Below are 15,971 nucleotides of genomic sequence, written 5' to 3'. Positions count from 1 at the left end.
TAAGGAAAAATCAAGCTACATTTGAATACTTTAATTAATCGATGTAAAACACTCATAATCAAGCACCAATTATGCCATATAAAGAAAGAGACATTAATAAAATGTATTACACCATGGGCGAAGTGACTGAAATGTTTAATGTTAACGCATCGCAAATTCGTTTTTACGAAAAGGAATTCGATATTCTCCAACCTAAGAAAAACAAAAAAGGTAATCGTTTATTTACCCCTGAAGATATCGAAAACTTAAAAATTATCTTCAACCTTGTTGATGAAAAAGGCTTTACACTTAAAGGTGCAAAAGAACATTTAAAAAACAATAAAGGCGATGTAAAGGAAAATCAAAAGATCATAGATTCTCTGGAAAAGCTAAAAGGGTTTTTAATGAATTTAGCGCAGGAGTTGTAAAACTTAATGCAATGTTATAAAATTTCTTCACCCTGATTTTTTTTAGGATCTTCTTGCCCAACATTTAAATTTAAATGGATTAAATTTTTGATTTTATTTCTTTCAAAATAATTTTCTATATTTAATATAACCGAACAACAATCACCCTATTTTTTATTTACTGGTTTAACGCCCTCAAATGAAGATATGGATTGTATTGTTAATCTCCCTCACGCCTTTTTATCTATTTGCTCAAAACAGTTTGGGTCCAAGGCTTACTGCCATGGGCAACAATGGTGCAGCTGTTACCGATGTTTGGGCTTTGCAGGCAAACCCGGCTGGTATTGCTTCACTCACCAGGCCAACAGTTTCGATAAATTATATTAAACACCTCTTTAGTGATGAGATCAGTACTCAGGCCTCAGTTTTCGTTTTGCCGATCAATAACAATTTTATCGGAGCAAGCTTTCAGCGCTATGGATTTGCTGAATACAATGAAAGTAAAATAGGTTTTGCATATGCCAAGCAGTTTGGAGAAAGATTATCTATTGCCATAAACATCAATTATCATCAGTTAAAGATATCTAATTATGGTACTTCTTCCGGTTTCTCCGTCGATGTCGGGGCACTCTACCATCTCAATAGTGAATTTGCTTTTGGAGCTTTCGTAAATAATCCATCAAAGCAAAAGTTCAGCAGCAAAGAGGTATCGCTAAGTATTCCAACAACGTTCCATGCTGGTGCAAGTTACCTTGCATCTGATAAAGTCTTGATTGCAACTTCCCTAAGTAAATCTCTTGGTCAATCTGTTGATGTAAGCATAGGAATCGATTATAAAATTATTGAATTGCTAAGCCTAAGAGGTGGCTTAAGTACCAGGCCTTTTAAGCAATATGCAGGCTTCGGTTTAAATTATAAGAAATTCTTATTGGATATGGCAACAACGTTTGATGCCAATTTAGGTTATGCACCACAAATTGCCGTAGGCTATGCGTTTTAGTTTGATCACAATGGCAATTGTGATGATGGGATTCATCGCAAATGCCCAAATAGGCGAGCAAGAAACAGATGTGAAAGATATTATAGAAAGTGTAGCAGAAAATCTTCCAGACGATTATGACATGACTGAGCTGATTGAAATGTTGACCAGATATAAAAAACACCCTATTAATTTAAATAAAACCTCGCCCGATGAATTGAAAACACTTTTGTTTTTATCGCCGTTACAAATCAGTAACTTCTTTGCCTACGTAAAAGAAAACGGAAATTTTGTTGATGTGCTAGAGCTTCAAAGTATTGACGGTTTCGATATTAAAACTGTTCAAAGTTTGCTTCCCTTTGTTACTTTAAATACTGTTACCGAATACGAGAAACTTACATTCAAAAACTTGTTAAGTTTAGGCGAAAGCGATTTGCTTATTCGATTTGCGCAAACCTTACAAACGCAAAAAGGCTTTACAGATTTGCCTGGCAATCGCTATTTAGGTTCACCAGAAAAATTTCAAAGCCGTTACCGTTATCATTATGGAACAATTGTTTCTGCAGCGCTAACGCTAGATAAAGATGCTGGTGAAAAATTTATTGGAAGGCCATTTGATTTTTACTCGGGAAATGTTGCGCTTTTTAAGTTAGGCAAGGTAAAGAAATTGATCATAGGCGATTACACGTTACAATTTGGTCAGGGTTTAACCATGTGGTCGGGCTTTGCTTTTGGCAAAGGACCAGACGTAACAAGTGTGGCGAGAAAGGATTTGGGCTTAAGGCCTTACACTTCGGCAAATGAATATTCATTTTTAAGAGGCGCATCAGCAACAATTAACCTCTATAAAAATTTCGACATTACACCCTTTGTTTCGTTCAGAAAGCTGGATGCTAGTCAGGATTTAGATGCTGGTGGCAACCTGGTACAAGCAACAGTTAATCAAAGCGGCTATCACCGCACACCTACAGAAATAGAGAACAAAGGTTCGTTAAAACAACAAATTTATGGCTTGGCGCTGCAATACAATAGAAATCAGTTGGGTATTGGGGCTGTCGCTTATCAAAGTGAATACGGAAATAGTTTCATTACACAAACGGCGGTTTACGACCGATTTAGTTTCACCGGAAATTCATTAACCAATGTTGGTGTTCATTATAATTATACCTATAAAAACATTTATTTTTTCGGCGAAGCCGGGAAAAGCCTCAATAGCGGCTTAGCTCATGTTAATGGTGCTTTGATTAGTCTAACTCCGGCCATTTCAGCAGCCATCACCTATCGGAATTATGCAAAAGATTTCCATAACTTTTTTAATCAGGCAGTTGCTGAAGCCAGTGAGGCCGTTAATGAAAAAGGGTTGTATGCAGGCTTAAATATTACGCCAAATAAACGATGGACATTTTCTGCTTACGGCGACTATTTTCAATTTCCATGGCTCAAATATCGAGTTGATGCACCTTCCAAGGGATACGAAATTTTAGGTCAGGCGATTTATACACCCAGCAAAACCTTCAAAGCCCTGGCAAGATTCAAAACTGAAAACAAGCAGCAAAATACTGATTTAGATGTTCCGATCAACTTTCTTGATGATGTAAAAAAAGAAGGCTACCGCATCGAAGTAAGCTGGCAGATTAATAAAAAATGGAGTTTTCAAAACCGGGCAGAGGTTTCTCAATATAAAAAAGGTAATGCAAACCGTGAGTTCGGCTATTTGATTTATCAGGATGTAGACTATTCTCCAATGTTTTCTAAAATCACAGGAAACATGCGGCTTGCCTATTTTAATACGCCAAGTTATAATAGCAGAATTTATGCTTATGAAGATGATGTATTATACAGCTTCGCTTTTGGTATGTATAGCGGAAAAGGGTTTCGAACATATCTAAATCTAAAGTATAACGTTGCTAAAAAATTAAATATTTGGTTAAGATATGCAATGTTCATTTATAAAGATGTAGAAACTGTCGGTTCATATTTAGATGAAATTCAGGGTAACAAGAAATCTGAGATCAAAGTTCAAATGCGGTATCAATTTTAAAATATGTTTAAGGCAGAATATATTTTCGCTAGGATTCTACTTCCTTTTATCATTGGGATTGGGATATTTTATTTTTTCCCATCAGAAAAAATGATTTTTATTCTGGCAATCATCTCTGCTGTAATTATCTTATCCATATCCTTCATCAACATCACTTATAAGAAACATAATGCTTATAAATTTAAAGGTCTAACCGGAATTTCAATCCTACTTTTTTTCTTCTTTTTGGGAGCTTTACTTTCTATACTAAATAATGAAACCCTAAAATCTGACTACTTCGCAAGGAACAATTATAAGATTTTAAAAATCTGGGTGAATGACGAACCTGAGCAAACCAATGATATTGTTAGGTTCAAGGCAAGAGTTGTTTCAGGTTATAAAAATTCTAAACAAATTAAACTTAGCGGACAATTACTTTTAGCCTTAAAGGTAGATAGTATTCAACCTATTTACTTAAAATACGGTGATGAGTTATTGGTGTCAGCAAAATACTTGGAGGTTGAGCTGCCTTACAATCCTGCAGAATTTGATTTTAAAAGTTGGTTAGGAAGTCAGAACATCTATCAACAAACATTTATACGTCAAAACCATGTGCTGAAAACCAATCGAAATATTGGAAATCGCATCATCAAATTCGCACTTGATTTGAGAGAAAAACAAGTGGCGAAATATCGAAAGATGATTAAGAATGATGAAGCTTTTGCAGTGGCTTCAACATTGATATTAGGCTATCGGGCAGATTTAAGCAAAGAAACCTTGGCTGCTTATTCAAAAACAGGAACCATTCATGCACTATCTGTTTCTGGAAGTCATGTTGCGATAATTTTCTTTGTGTTAGATATCTGTTTGGCCTTTTTGGACAAAAAACGATGGCTTCGAATATTCAAATTTGTCTTAATCTGCAGCTTAATTTGGGGCTATGCCTTAATTACAGGTTTGTCTCCATCGGTTGTACGGGCTGCGATTATGATAAACATTTTCATTGTGGCAAGAACATTTGCAAGAAACAAAAATAGCTACAACACCCTGGCTTTTGCCGCATTTTGTCAATTGGTTTATAATCCATTTTTAATATGGGATGTTGGCTTTCAACTTTCTTACATTTCGGTATTTGGCTTAATTTATCTACAGCCAAAAATATACAAATGGATATATGTTAAAAACAAAATACTGAATAAGGTTTGGGAATTAATAGCACTTTCTCTGGCTGCTCAATTAGTTACTTTCCCACTTTGCATTTACTATTTCCATCAATTTCCTGTTTATTTTCTGTTAGGGAATCTTTTTATCTCCATCCCGCTTCTTCTCATTATGCTTTTGGGAATAGCGATTCTTATTCCTATAGTAGATAAAATTTCTCCATTGGTGGAGTGGATAATTGTCACCACAAACACCATTTTAAAATGGATTGCTGATTTACCATTTTCTACTTTTTCTTCAGTTTGGATCAGCCTCACTGAATTCATCCTTTTAAGCGCAGCTTTGTGCTTGCTTGTTTATGGCTTAGCGAAGAAAAATAAAAGATGTGTTACGGCGTCTGCTTCAGTGTATCTTATCTGTTCTGCATTAACATTCTATCATGACTGGAAGGTGCTTCATCAAAAGAAAATTATATTTTTCACTTTGAGGAAAAATTATGCTGCGGCATTTATTACAGGTCGGGAGGCAGTTTTGGTTACAGATTTAACAGAAATTGATAAAAACTACCTGTTTTTTGTGTCTCCGGCTTTGGAGCAATCTCAAATTAGGAAAATCGATGTCATCAGTTTAAAAACGGATACGACCTTACATCATTTTATTAAAAAAGATAATCAAATAATTTTCGAGGACTACAATATTCTTCTGATCAACGAAAAAATGAATTACAAAAATTTAGCGGTTACGGGAAAGTTCAAAAGTATTTGGTTAACAGGTAACCATAAATTTAAACTTGAAAATCTGCCGGATAAACTCGAATACGAAAGTATAATTATCGATGCCACCAACAAAGATTATAAAATAGCAACGTTTAAAACTTTTGCAGATAATAATAAAGTGCAAGCACATATTTTAAAGAAAAATCCTGCATATTTGGTACACCTAACCCAATAATATGCCAAATTTGGTTTTATATCATGTAGCTGAAAGAATAGCCACCATAACTATTAACAGACCTGAGAAGCGAAATGCATTAAATCCCCAGTTAATTTCCGAACTAACTGAAAACTTTATTCGTGCTTCTGAAGATGATGATGTTAAAGTAGTTATTTTAAATGCCGTTGGCGGTGTTTTCAGCGCTGGTGCTGATTTAGAATACCTTCAACAATTGCGTTATAATACTTTCGAAGAAAATGTGGCGGATTCCAATAACCTGAAAAAACTTTTCACTACAATCTACTATCTGCCAAAAGTTGTAATTGCACAGGTCGAGGGACATGCAATTGCCGGTGGCTGTGGCTTGGCAACAATCTGTGATATCGTTTTTGCCACACCAAAAAGCAATTTTGGTTATACCGAAGTTAAAATTGGTTTTGTTCCCGCAATCGTATCCTGTTTCTTAAAACAAAAAGTAAATGAAACGATAGCCAAAGAGCTCTTATTAACAGGCAAAATCTTCTCTGCAGAAAAAGCACTCGAATATAATTTGATCAACTTTGTAACAAATTCAGAAGAAATTCATCAAACTGTTAAAGAATTTGCTTTAAGTTTGTGTAAAGAGAGTTCTGGTAATTCGTTAATGATTACAAAACAATTAATTACCCAAACCACTAACCCACTCCTTGAAAAAAGTTTGGAATTTGCTGTCCAAATTAATGCCAGGGTGCGGGAAAGCGAAGATTTTAAAAAAGGTATTGCATCATTTCTCAATAAAGAAAAAATTAACTGGTAAACAACTAAACTTAAATAAAAACATGTTAAAATCTATCAAAACGAGCGTTGTCGCTTTAATCCTTGTAGGTGGTGCAGTAATTGCTCACGCACAGAAGAAAATTGCCGAAGGTACAATTACTTATGGATTGGAATATAAACTTACTGATGAGCAAAAGGCAGCCATGGGCGGACAGGAACCACCTGCAGAACTTAAAGTAAAGTTTAATAACGGCCTAACGAAAATCGAAATGGAACAAGGACCAGCTTTGATCGGAATTGTATCAGATAACAATGAAAAAACTGGTTTGTTATTAATTGATGTGCCAATTGCACAAAAACAATTTGCAGTGAAACAATCTAAAGAAGATGTAGAGAAAGCAATGGGTGGCATCGCAAAATATTCAGATTTTAAAGCTACTGGCGAAAAACAAACAGTTGGAGGTTTTAACGCAGAAAAATATACTTTCAAAGATGATAAAGGTGCATCACACGAACTTTGGGCAACTAAAGATGTTGAATTACCAAACGTAGGATCACAAAATTATTTTCCAGGTTTAGGCGCTTTTCCAGTAAAATATACAATGGTTCAACGCGGCATTGAAACTACAACAACTTTAAAATCAATTTCTGAAGGTAAAGTGGGTGCAATCTCTAAAGAGGTTCCTACTGGCTACGAAGTAGTTACCATGGATGAATTAATGAAAATGCAGGGTGGTGGTGAATAATTAACCTATATCTTACAATCGAAGGCTTTTTAACCGCCGGCTTTTTATCTAAATTAGCCCGAAAGTTAAAAAGCTTTTTTTATGACTAATTTTTATGATTAAAAACCTACTCGTTAAACTATCAATTACTTGTATTGCCATTTTTGCAATTATTGATACCCAGGCCCAAAGTATAAACTGGGCAAAGCATGGAAACTCCTATTACCAAATCGCCAGTGGAGAAATTATTAGTGTGACATTGCCCAAGAGCGATAAAAAAACTGTTATATCAAGGGCACTTTTAACGCCAGCTGGGAAAAATGCACCCATCGCTGTTCGCAGTTTTCAATTATCTGCCGATGGAACTAAAGCCCTAATTTATACCAATAGTAAAAAAGTTTGGCGTTATGATACCCGTGGCGACTATTGGTTGGCTGATTTAACGGCAAACAAAATCACTCAAATTGGAAAAGATAAACCTGCATCGTCTTTAATGTTTGCGAAACTATCTCCAGATGGAAACAAAGTTGCTTACGTAAGCAAACATAATCTGTATGTAGAAAATATTGATGGTTCGAATTCAAAAGCCTTAACAACCAATGGCACCGATCGAATGATTAATGGAACCTTCGATTGGGTTTATGAAGAAGAATTCGATTGCAGAGATGGTTTTAGATGGAGTCCTGATGGTAAATCAATTGCTTACTGGCAAATTGACGCGACCAAAATCAAAAACTTTTTGATGGTTAACAATACAGACTCTATTTATCCTTATACCATTCCGGTTGAGTATCCTAAAGTTGGCGAAAATCCGTCAGCTTGTAAAGTAGGTATTGTTGATATTGCCACCGCAAAAACAAAATGGTTAAACGTTCCTGGTGATGATATTCAACATTACATTCCACGTATGCAATGGGTACCGAATAGCAACGAAGTTATCTTGCAACAACTAAATCGCGAGCAAAACGAAAGTATTGTTTTTATTTGCGATGCGGCCAGCGGAACAGCAAAAGCAGTTTATACCGAAAAAGCTAAAGCCTGGATAGATGCTCAGGACGAATGGAAATGGTTAAATAATAATCAGGAATTTACCATCACATCTGATAAAGATGGCTGGAATCATTTGTATAGAATCAGTCGCGATGGTAAAAAGCAAACCTTGGTTACCAAAGGAAATTACGATGTAGTTGATGTGAAATTAATAGACGACAATAATAATTACTTATACTTCATCGCCTCACCTAACAATGCTACACAACGTTATTTATACAAAACCAAATTAGATGGTAAAGGTAAATTAGAGCAAGTTACGCCATCGACGCTACTTCCAGGTACGCACAGTTATGATATTTCGCCAAATGCTGCTTTCGCCCGCCATAGTTACAACAGTTCTACCGTAAGGCCAATTACCGAATGGATGAACTTTACTACCGGAAATCCATTTACTATGGATGGCAGCATCACCACACAATTATCAAAGCAAGAAGCACCTAAAAATAAAGTGGAATTTTTTAAAGTTACTACTGAAGATGGTGTGGAACTGGATGGCTGGATGAAAAAACCAGATAATTTCAATCCGGATAAAAAATATCCTGTTGTTTTTTATGTTTATGGCGAACCTGCTTCGCCTACCGCATCAGATACTTATGGAGCAGGCAGAAATTTCCTTTACGCAGGTGATATGGCCAAAGATGGTTACATCTACATTTCAATGGATAACCGTGGCGCACCAGTTCCAAAAGGTGCTGCATGGCGTAAAGGTATTTACAAAAACATTGGCGTAATCAATATCCGCGATCAGGCCATGGCTGCTAAAAAATTATTGGCAACCCACTCATTTATGGATAAAGACCGTGTAGCCGTTTGGGGCTGGAGTGGCGGCGGTTCATCAACCCTTAATTTGATGTTCCAATACCCTGAAATTTATAAAACAGGTATTTCAATTGCTGCAGTTGGCAACCAGTTAACTTACGATAACATTTACCAGGAGCGTTACATGGGCACACCATTCCCAAGTAAAGAGGCCTATGTTAAGGGCTCTCCTATTACCTATGCTAAAAATTTAAAAGGTAATTTACTCTACATCCACGGAACAGGCGATGACAACGTTCACTACCAAAATGCAGAGATGCTCATCAATGAATTAATTAAAAACAAAAAGGTTTTTCAATTGATGAGTTATCCAAATCGTACCCATAGCATATCCGAAGGCGAGGGCACCAGCGAGCATTTATCACTTACTTATACCAAGTTTTTAAAAGATAATTGCCCTCCAGGAGCGAGATAGATTGTAAATATTTGAAAAGCAATTACAGCGGGGAGTCGGTTTCGATAGCCCCGCTTTTCATTTCAATCTTTTTGTGAATGTTACTTATGATAAATGTCGTCATGCTTGGTTTATCGAAGCACTTGCAATATAAATCCTTCGACAAGCTCAGGATGACAGTACACCAAAAAGTATTTCCACTACAATCGGGTTTAAACTTCAGGGCGCTCCGCTCCTTTTAACGTTTCCCTGGCAAAATGCCTAATGAAAATCACGTTAAAACTATCTTACTAAACCTAAAATCATAAAAGAAACTACTACTGCAATCCCGAAACTTAGCAGCGTTCCAATCAATACATATTCCGTTAATTTAAGGTCGTGTGCTTCTTTTAAATCGCCAAAGCGGAAGATAGATTTTGCTGCCAATAAGAAACCAACCGCTTCAAAATGATTGGTGAGTATAAAAACAAAAATTAAAACCCGTTCTAAAATCCCGATATATTTTCCTGCATTCTGCAACGATTTTGGGCTTTCATCATCACTTTCAGGTAACCATTTAGCAATAATTACTTTCATAATTATCGATGTCGGCAGAGATAAAAACAATACACCCACAATCAAAAACCAGGTTTTTACATCATTTAAATAACTAATATCTAAATAGCCTTTAAAAAAAAGATGCCACACAAAAACAATAGAGCCAAAGTGCAAAACCTGGTCAGCAAAAAACAATATTCTAGCATTCTTTTTAGTTTGAAACAGCGATTTTGAAGCATCAATTATTAAATGTAGCACACCAATTGATAAAGCTGTTTTCCAAACATTAAAGCTTAAAAAAACAATAAATATTAAAACCACATGAATTAAAACATGTAAATACAGTTTACCTGATTTAAGTTTCTTTCTTTCCTTATCCTTAACCCACGATGTAGGTTGAAGAAAAAAATCTCCAATTAAATGCGCAAGGATGAGTTTGACTAAAATGATATCCATTATTGAGAAAGAATTTGATTCAGTTTTTTACGATATAGTTTATCCATTTCCATGATTTCTGAATAGCGGGCACGTTTTAGTGCCTCACTAACAGATGATTGCGTTCTTTTTGAAATAATTGCCAATTCGCTTTGCACAACATTCTCGTTTTCCAAAGCTAGTTTTACCATTTCTGCAGCAACTACACCCCAACTGTCCATCGCGATTAAAGATAGTTTAATCAAAACATTTATTTCCTCATCAAAGTCCGGATTTTCAGTTTTGATTGCAAGATTCACTTTTGCTTGTTTTAAACTATCGAAAGCAGCACCTGAATTCACGAAAACATCTCCGCTCGATTCTGAAAGTTTTTTACGTTTAGTTTTGACTTCCCCAATACCAATTCCCATTCTTACATCAGCTGGCTTATTTATTCTGATACAAGCTTTTATGTAGGCAGCTGTTTTAATGGCATCTTCTGCATCTACCTCTACTTGAAAGCTATCTCCCCGATAAATCTCCCATTTGCCATTTTGCCCTGAAACTGTTTTTAAAGCAGTTTTTTAAGCTTAATAACCAACTGTCCTTTATCTTTCTTGAACCAACAATATCTCCAGTTATAATGCAAATCATATCACTAATATAAGCCTTTATATTCATCATTCAAAAATTATCGGCTAATTACCCGATATTTCAAATTATCGGCTAATTACCCGATATTTAAGATTATCGGCTAATTACCCGATATTATCTTAAAACTTATATGGGCATTTATTGTTTAAAGAATCATGGCATTAATCGAATTTACTAAAAGAGGCATTTACTGTAAGCAAGGCGATTTTTACGTAGATCCCTGGTGGCCTGTAGATTATGCCGTTACCACTCATGGCCATAGCGACCATGTGCGCTTTGGTAACAAACACTACCTCTGCCATACCTTAACAAAACCAATAATTAAGCGTAGAATCAGCGAAGATTTAGATGTAGAAACCCTTAATTATGGCGAAAGTATCGTTCGTAATGGTGTACATATTTCATTTTATCCCGCTGGTCATATCATCGGTTCGGCGCAGGTTAGATTAGAATATAAAGGAGAAATCTGTGTAATCTCAGGTGATTATAAAACTGAAGATGATGGCATCAGCGACGTTTTCGAACCCGTGAAATGCCATTCATTTGTTTCAGAAAGTACGTTCGGTTTACCTGTTTACAAATGGCAGAAACAAGACATCGTTTTCGATAAAATTAAAAGTTGGGTAAGCGATAATATTCCTCAACAAAAAACTAGTGTATTAATCGCATATAGTTTAGGGAAAGCACAGCGTTTAATTAAAAACCTGGCCGGCGATGTTCCAATTTATGTTCATAATAGCATCGCCAACTTAAATGAGGTAATTATCAATGCAGGCGTAAACTTGCCAGAAACGATTAGGATTACACCAGAAACTACTAAAGATGACTTGCAGAAAGGCATTGTGATTGTGCCACCTGCAATGCGTGATAGCCGTTGGATTAAAAACTTATCACATCCTGTAACAGGCATTTGCTCTGGCTGGATGCAGGTTCGGGCGCATCGCCGATGGCAAAGTGCTGATGCGGGTTTTGCGCTAAGCGACCATGCCGACTGGACAGGATTAATGGATGCCATTACTGCAACCGGAGCTGAAAAAGTTTATGTAACGCATGGTTTTACGGCAGCCTTTAGTCGGTTTTTAAATGATGAAGGTATTGAATCAGAAGAAGTAATGACCAAGTTTGGGCAGGAAGATGATGAAGAAAATAAAGTTGATTTGGCTGATACCGAAAATCAAAATACTGAAACCGAAAACCAAAAATCAGTATGAAACGTTTCGCCAGATTAATTCAACAGCTCGAACTGAGCAATAAAACCAATGATAAAATAGCAGCATTGGTTGATTATTTCAACTATGCTGACGATAAAGATAAGATCTGGGTAATTGCTTTATTTACAGGCAAGAAACCACGGCGACCAATTAAATCTGCCTTATTAAAATACTGGGCTATAGAAATTACGCAAACGCCTGAATGGTTATTTTCTGAAAGTTACTCAAACGTTGGCGATTTAAGCGAAACAATTGCCCTGCTCCTGCCTCCTGCAGAAAATACATCCGATTTCCAACTGCATAAATGGATTGAAAATTTACATGATTTAGAAGGCAAAGATGATGAAAACTAAAAAAAACTTCATTTTAAATGCTTGGAATACACTGGAGACGCAGGAACGTTTCATTTTTAACAAACTTATTTCGGGTAACTTTAGAATTGGCGTTTCGAATAAAATGCTTGTAAATGCCCTGGCCAAGCAAAGCAGTTTAGATAGTGCTCAGATTATGCACAGCATTATGGGTAAATGGAATCCATACGAAATCACTTTTGCAGAATTGATTAACGGAACTCATGTAAATACCGATAATTCATGGCCCTACCCTTTTTGTCTGGCTTATGCTTTAGAACAAGAAACTGAAAAACTTGGAGATATTTCAGAATGGCAAGCCGAATGGAAATGGGATGGCATTCGTGGACAAATTGTAAAGCGCAATGGCGAACTTTTCATCTGGAGCCGCGGTGAAGAATTAGTAACAGAACAGTTCCCTGAACTTCATTTTTTAATTGATGTTTTACCCGATGGCGTTGTACTGGATGGTGAAATATTGGCTGTACAAGATAAACAGGTATTATCTTTCAGCACCTTACAACAGCGATTAAACCGTAAAACGATAAGCAAAAAACAGCTGGAAGATGCGCCAATTGGCTTTTTCGTTTATGATATTTTAGAGTTTGAGGCAAATGATTTCCGTGAGCACCCACTAAGTGAAAGGCGAAAAATATTAGAACAGCTTATTGGTGGTTTAGATGAAGGTGCTGTGATTCTATCGCCTGTGATAAATTGTAACACCTGGGAAGAATTGGCTGAATTACGGCAAACTTCTCGTTCCATCAACAGTGAAGGTATTATGCTTAAAAAGCTAAGTTCGCATTACCATAGTGGCCGAAAACGTGGCGACTGGTGGAAATGGAAAATTAACCCTTATACTGTTGATGCGGTGATGATTTATGCCCAGAAAGGTAGTGGCAGAAGGGCAAACTTTTTTACCGATTATACTTTTGCCGTTCGAGATGGTGAAAATTTAGTTACCATTGCTAAGGCTTATTCGGGTTTAACAGATAAAGAAATTAAGGAAGTAAATTCATTTGTAACCAGAAACGCAATCGAAAAATTCGGACCAGTTAGAACCGTTAAACCCGAATTGGTTTTTGAAATTGCATTTGAGGGAATTGCTGAAAGTAAACGACATAAAGCAGGCTTAGCTTTACGTTTTCCGCGTATTTTACGCTGGCGAAAAGATAAGAAAGCTGCAGAAATTAATACGTTAGAGGATTTAAGGCAGTTGCTGGCATCAACTTTTATAAATGAGTAGAAAGTTTTTTTTTGCGATTTGCATTCTCTTTTTTCAAAGGATGCCACCAGGACGGGGTGTTTAATTGTCTTAGCCAGACAGGATTTTTTCAATTGATACAATTACTGTTTTTAGGCGGTCGTCATTGCGAGGCACGAAGCAATCTCGTTAGGAAGATGTTAATCTGCATAGATTGCTTCGTGCCTCGCAATGACGTAAAAAATAAAGAATAGCAGTTATGAACTAACTACAACCTATTAAAACAGTAGCTTTACTATGCCGTCAAGTCGGTCAGGTTTATTTTACTTAGGTTTACTTTATTATCCTAAACCCGACAATAGTGGAAATACTTTTGTTGCAGGTCTTCGACAAGCTCAGACTGACATTAACAAAAGATTGCAACGAATGGCGGGGCAGATTGTACTGAAGAGTTACTGCAATTGCTTTTCAAAAAAAAATATTAGAGATTACATGGACCAAACCAAAACCAAAGGTTATAAAAAGATAAAAGCATGGCTTAAGGCTAATAAACGCAAGCCATTTCAATTTCAGGAGGATGCCTGGCAAAATTATCTTAACGGTTATAGTGGTTTGGTAAATGCACCTACAGGTTTCGGAAAAACATTTTCTTTGTTTCTGGCCGTGGTTATTGAGGCTTTGAACGCTTCTGAAGCGAGCAATAAAAAAGCTAAAGACCGTTTACAACTCATTTGGATTACTCCTCTCCGCTCTCTGGCAAAAGATTTGGCCAGAGCCATGCGGGAAACTTTGACAGAACTAGAATTGGATTGGCATGTAGGCGTTCGAAATGGAGATACCTCGCAGGCAGAAAAAGTGCAGCAAAAAAAATCGATGCCCGAGATTTTATTAATTACACCCGAAAGTCTGCATCTTTTATTGGCTCAAAAAGGTTCATCGACATTGTTCAAAAACCTGAAATGTATTGTTGCTGATGAATGGCATGAACTATTAGGTAGCAAACGTGGCGTTTTGGTAGAACTTGCAGTTTCAAGAATAAAAGGCTTACAAAAATTAGAGCAGCAACAATTTTTAAGGGTTTGGGGAATTTCGGCAACTATTGGCAATATTGAAGAAGCTTTAGATGTTTTGGAGCCTAATCAAGAAGCCAAAAGAATCATCATCAAGGCAGATTTGGAAAAGAAAATCCTCATCAAATCTATCCTACCAGATGATATTGAAACCTTACCCTGGGCAGGTCACCTGGGTTTAAAACTGGCTTACAAACTGCTTCCTATTATTGAGAAAAGTAAAACTACGCTAATCTTCATCAATACACGTGGGCAATCGGAAATGTGGTATCAACATTTACTGAACATTGAACCTGAACTGGCGGGTAGAATTGCCATCCATCACGGCTCGATAGATTTTGAACTGCGAAACTGGATTGAAGATGCCTTGCATACTGGTCAGCTGAAAGCAGTTATTGCTACCTCATCACTGGATTTGGGTGTCGATTTTAAACCTGTAGATACCGTTGTACAAGTAGGTTCGCCAAAAGGTGTGGCCAGGTTTTTACAAAGGGCTGGTCGCTCAGGCCATTCGCCACACGAAGTTTCTAAAATCTATTTCATGCCTACTCACGCATTGGAGCTGGTGGAAGCGGCAGCAATAAAGGAAGCGGCAAAAACTAACAATATTGAAAGTCGCGAACCTTTTATTATGGTTTTCGATTTACTCGTTCAATACCTCGTAACTTTAGCCATTGGCGATGGTTTTGATGATAAAATCATCTACGAAGAAATCAAAAATACGCATGCCTTTAAATTGATTTTGCCCGAAGAGTGGACATGGGTAATGCAGTTTATCACTTCAGGTGGCGATAGCTTAGGTGCTTATAATGAGTTTAAAAAAGTTACCAAAGATGAAGATGGACTTTGGAAAGTAAAAAGCCGACAGCTGGCCATGCGCCATCGGCTGCATATCGGCACCATAGTAAGCGATGCTATGCTAAAAGTGAAATTTCTATCTGGTGGTTACATTGGCATGGTTGAAGAGTATTTTGTTACCCGTTTAAAAGCTGGCGATAATTTCCGTTTGGCTGGCAGGGTTTTGGAATTCATACACGTTAAAGATATGACGGTAATTGTGCGGGTAAGTAAGCAATCAAACGCCATTTCGCCGAGTTGGAATGGTGGCAGATTGCCCCTATCTTCAAATTTAGGTTCCGTTTTGCGCAAAAAATATAATGAAGCTTTGGATAAAACCCATCAGGATGAAGAGCTGGATGTTGTGTATCCATTGTTTCTATTACAAGAAAAACGTTCGCATGTTCCAAGAAATGATGAATTATTAATCGAATTGATAAACAACAAAGAGGGTTTCAGTGTGTACGT

At 36.7% G+C, this 15,971-nt stretch carries 13 protein-coding genes; 11 read left to right on the top strand and 2 right to left on the bottom strand.

The window, feature by feature from the left end; all coding sequences use genetic code 11:
* Positions 1–71: 71 nt before the first annotated feature.
* The 7 genes from ON09_RS09240 to ON09_RS09210 all read left to right on the top strand — a co-directional run bounded on the left by ON09_RS09240 (position 72) and on the right by ON09_RS09210 (position 9,247).
* Positions 72–407, top strand: a complete 336-nt coding sequence (locus tag ON09_RS09240) for a MerR family transcriptional regulator (RefSeq protein WP_010600781.1) — start codon at positions 72–74, stop codon at positions 405–407.
* 178 nt (positions 408–585) lie between these two features.
* Positions 586–1,386 (top strand): PorV/PorQ family protein, encoded by an 801-nt coding sequence (locus tag ON09_RS09235; protein ID WP_157258900.1) that lies wholly within the window; start codon positions 586–588, stop codon positions 1,384–1,386.
* The gene (locus ON09_RS09230; RefSeq protein ID WP_010600779.1) at positions 1,376–3,406 is read left to right on the top strand and encodes a helix-hairpin-helix domain-containing protein; all 2,031 of its coding nucleotides are present in this window, start codon (positions 1,376–1,378) and stop codon (positions 3,404–3,406) included. The genes ON09_RS09235 and ON09_RS09230 overlap by 11 nt, the downstream gene beginning before the upstream one ends.
* Before the next feature lie 3 nt (positions 3,407–3,409).
* Positions 3,410–5,497 (top strand): ComEC/Rec2 family competence protein, encoded by a 2,088-nt coding sequence (locus ON09_RS09225; protein WP_010600778.1) that lies wholly within the window; start codon positions 3,410–3,412, stop codon positions 5,495–5,497.
* A gap of 1 nt (position 5,498) precedes the next feature.
* Positions 5,499–6,275 (top strand): enoyl-CoA hydratase/isomerase family protein, encoded by a 777-nt coding sequence (locus ON09_RS09220; protein ID WP_010600777.1) that lies wholly within the window; start codon positions 5,499–5,501, stop codon positions 6,273–6,275.
* A 22-nt stretch (positions 6,276–6,297) separates the two neighbouring features.
* Positions 6,298–6,981: a hypothetical protein gene (locus ON09_RS09215; protein WP_039842112.1), complete on the top strand. Its 684-nt coding sequence runs from the start codon at positions 6,298–6,300 to the stop codon at positions 6,979–6,981.
* A 94-nt stretch (positions 6,982–7,075) separates the two neighbouring features.
* On the top strand, positions 7,076–9,247 hold the full coding sequence (locus tag ON09_RS09210) for a S9 family peptidase (protein ID WP_010600775.1): 2,172 nt from the start codon (positions 7,076–7,078) through the stop codon (positions 9,245–9,247).
* 261 nt (positions 9,248–9,508) lie between these two features.
* Here ON09_RS09210 and ON09_RS09205 read toward each other — a convergent pair whose 3' ends face one another.
* The gene (locus ON09_RS09205; protein ID WP_010600774.1) at positions 9,509–10,219 is read right to left on the bottom strand and encodes a DUF3307 domain-containing protein; all 711 of its coding nucleotides are present in this window, start codon (positions 10,217–10,219) and stop codon (positions 9,509–9,511) included.
* Complete coding sequence (locus ON09_RS24210) at positions 10,219–10,716, bottom strand: transcriptional regulator (protein WP_157258901.1); 498 nt, start codon at positions 10,714–10,716, stop codon at positions 10,219–10,221. Before ON09_RS24210 ends, ON09_RS09205 begins: the two co-directional genes overlap by 1 nt.
* A gap of 270 nt (positions 10,717–10,986) precedes the next feature.
* Between ON09_RS24210 and ON09_RS09195 the strand changes: the two genes are divergently transcribed.
* The 4 genes from ON09_RS09195 to ON09_RS09185 all read left to right on the top strand — a co-directional run.
* The gene (locus tag ON09_RS09195) at positions 10,987–12,042 is read left to right on the top strand and encodes a ligase-associated DNA damage response exonuclease (RefSeq protein WP_010600772.1); all 1,056 of its coding nucleotides are present in this window, start codon (positions 10,987–10,989) and stop codon (positions 12,040–12,042) included.
* Positions 12,039–12,395 carry a DNA ligase-like domain-containing protein gene (locus ON09_RS26645; RefSeq protein ID WP_316927791.1) on the top strand — a complete coding sequence of 119 codons (357 nt, stop codon included), beginning with the start codon at positions 12,039–12,041 and terminating at the stop codon, positions 12,393–12,395. The genes ON09_RS09195 and ON09_RS26645 overlap by 4 nt, the downstream gene beginning before the upstream one ends.
* Entirely contained in the window at positions 12,382–13,638 is a 1,257-nt protein-coding gene (locus tag ON09_RS09190) for an ATP-dependent DNA ligase (protein WP_316927790.1), read from the top strand. Before ON09_RS26645 ends, ON09_RS09190 begins: the two co-directional genes overlap by 14 nt.
* A 255-nt stretch (positions 13,639–13,893) precedes the next feature.
* On the top strand, positions 13,894–15,971 hold a 2,078-nt coding region (locus ON09_RS09185; protein ID WP_010600771.1), incomplete at its 3' end, for a DEAD/DEAH box helicase.

The organism is Pedobacter agri PB92 (assembly GCF_000258495.1).
In the GTDB taxonomy this organism is placed as follows: Bacteria; Bacteroidota; Bacteroidia; order Sphingobacteriales; family Sphingobacteriaceae; genus Pedobacter; species Pedobacter agri.
The sequence above is the reverse complement of the archived record's forward strand: the minus strand, read 5'-3'. Positions and strand labels throughout refer to the sequence as shown.

Bases quoted from the DNA above. Each gene is read 5' to 3' on its own strand.
- ON09_RS09240 (WP_010600781.1), top strand. From the start codon at position 72: ATGCCATATAAAGAAAGAGACATTAATAAAATGTATTACACCATGGGC.
- ON09_RS09235 (WP_157258900.1), top strand. From the start codon at position 586: ATGAAGATATGGATTGTATTGTTAATCTCCCTCACGCCTTTTTATCTA.
- ON09_RS09230 (WP_010600779.1), top strand. From the start codon at position 1,376: ATGCGTTTTAGTTTGATCACAATGGCAATTGTGATGATGGGATTCATC.
- ON09_RS09225 (WP_010600778.1), top strand. From the start codon at position 3,410: ATGTTTAAGGCAGAATATATTTTCGCTAGGATTCTACTTCCTTTTATC.
- ON09_RS09220 (WP_010600777.1), top strand. From the start codon at position 5,499: ATGCCAAATTTGGTTTTATATCATGTAGCTGAAAGAATAGCCACCATA.
- ON09_RS09215 (WP_039842112.1), top strand. From the start codon at position 6,298: ATGTTAAAATCTATCAAAACGAGCGTTGTCGCTTTAATCCTTGTAGGT.
- ON09_RS09210 (WP_010600775.1), top strand. From the start codon at position 7,076: ATGATTAAAAACCTACTCGTTAAACTATCAATTACTTGTATTGCCATT.
- ON09_RS09205 (WP_010600774.1), bottom strand. From the start codon at position 10,219: ATGGATATCATTTTAGTCAAACTCATCCTTGCGCATTTAATTGGAGAT.
- ON09_RS09195 (WP_010600772.1), top strand. From the start codon at position 10,987: ATGGCATTAATCGAATTTACTAAAAGAGGCATTTACTGTAAGCAAGGC.
- ON09_RS26645 (WP_316927791.1), top strand. From the start codon at position 12,039: ATGAAACGTTTCGCCAGATTAATTCAACAGCTCGAACTGAGCAATAAA.
- ON09_RS09190 (WP_316927790.1), top strand. From the start codon at position 12,382: ATGATGAAAACTAAAAAAAACTTCATTTTAAATGCTTGGAATACACTG.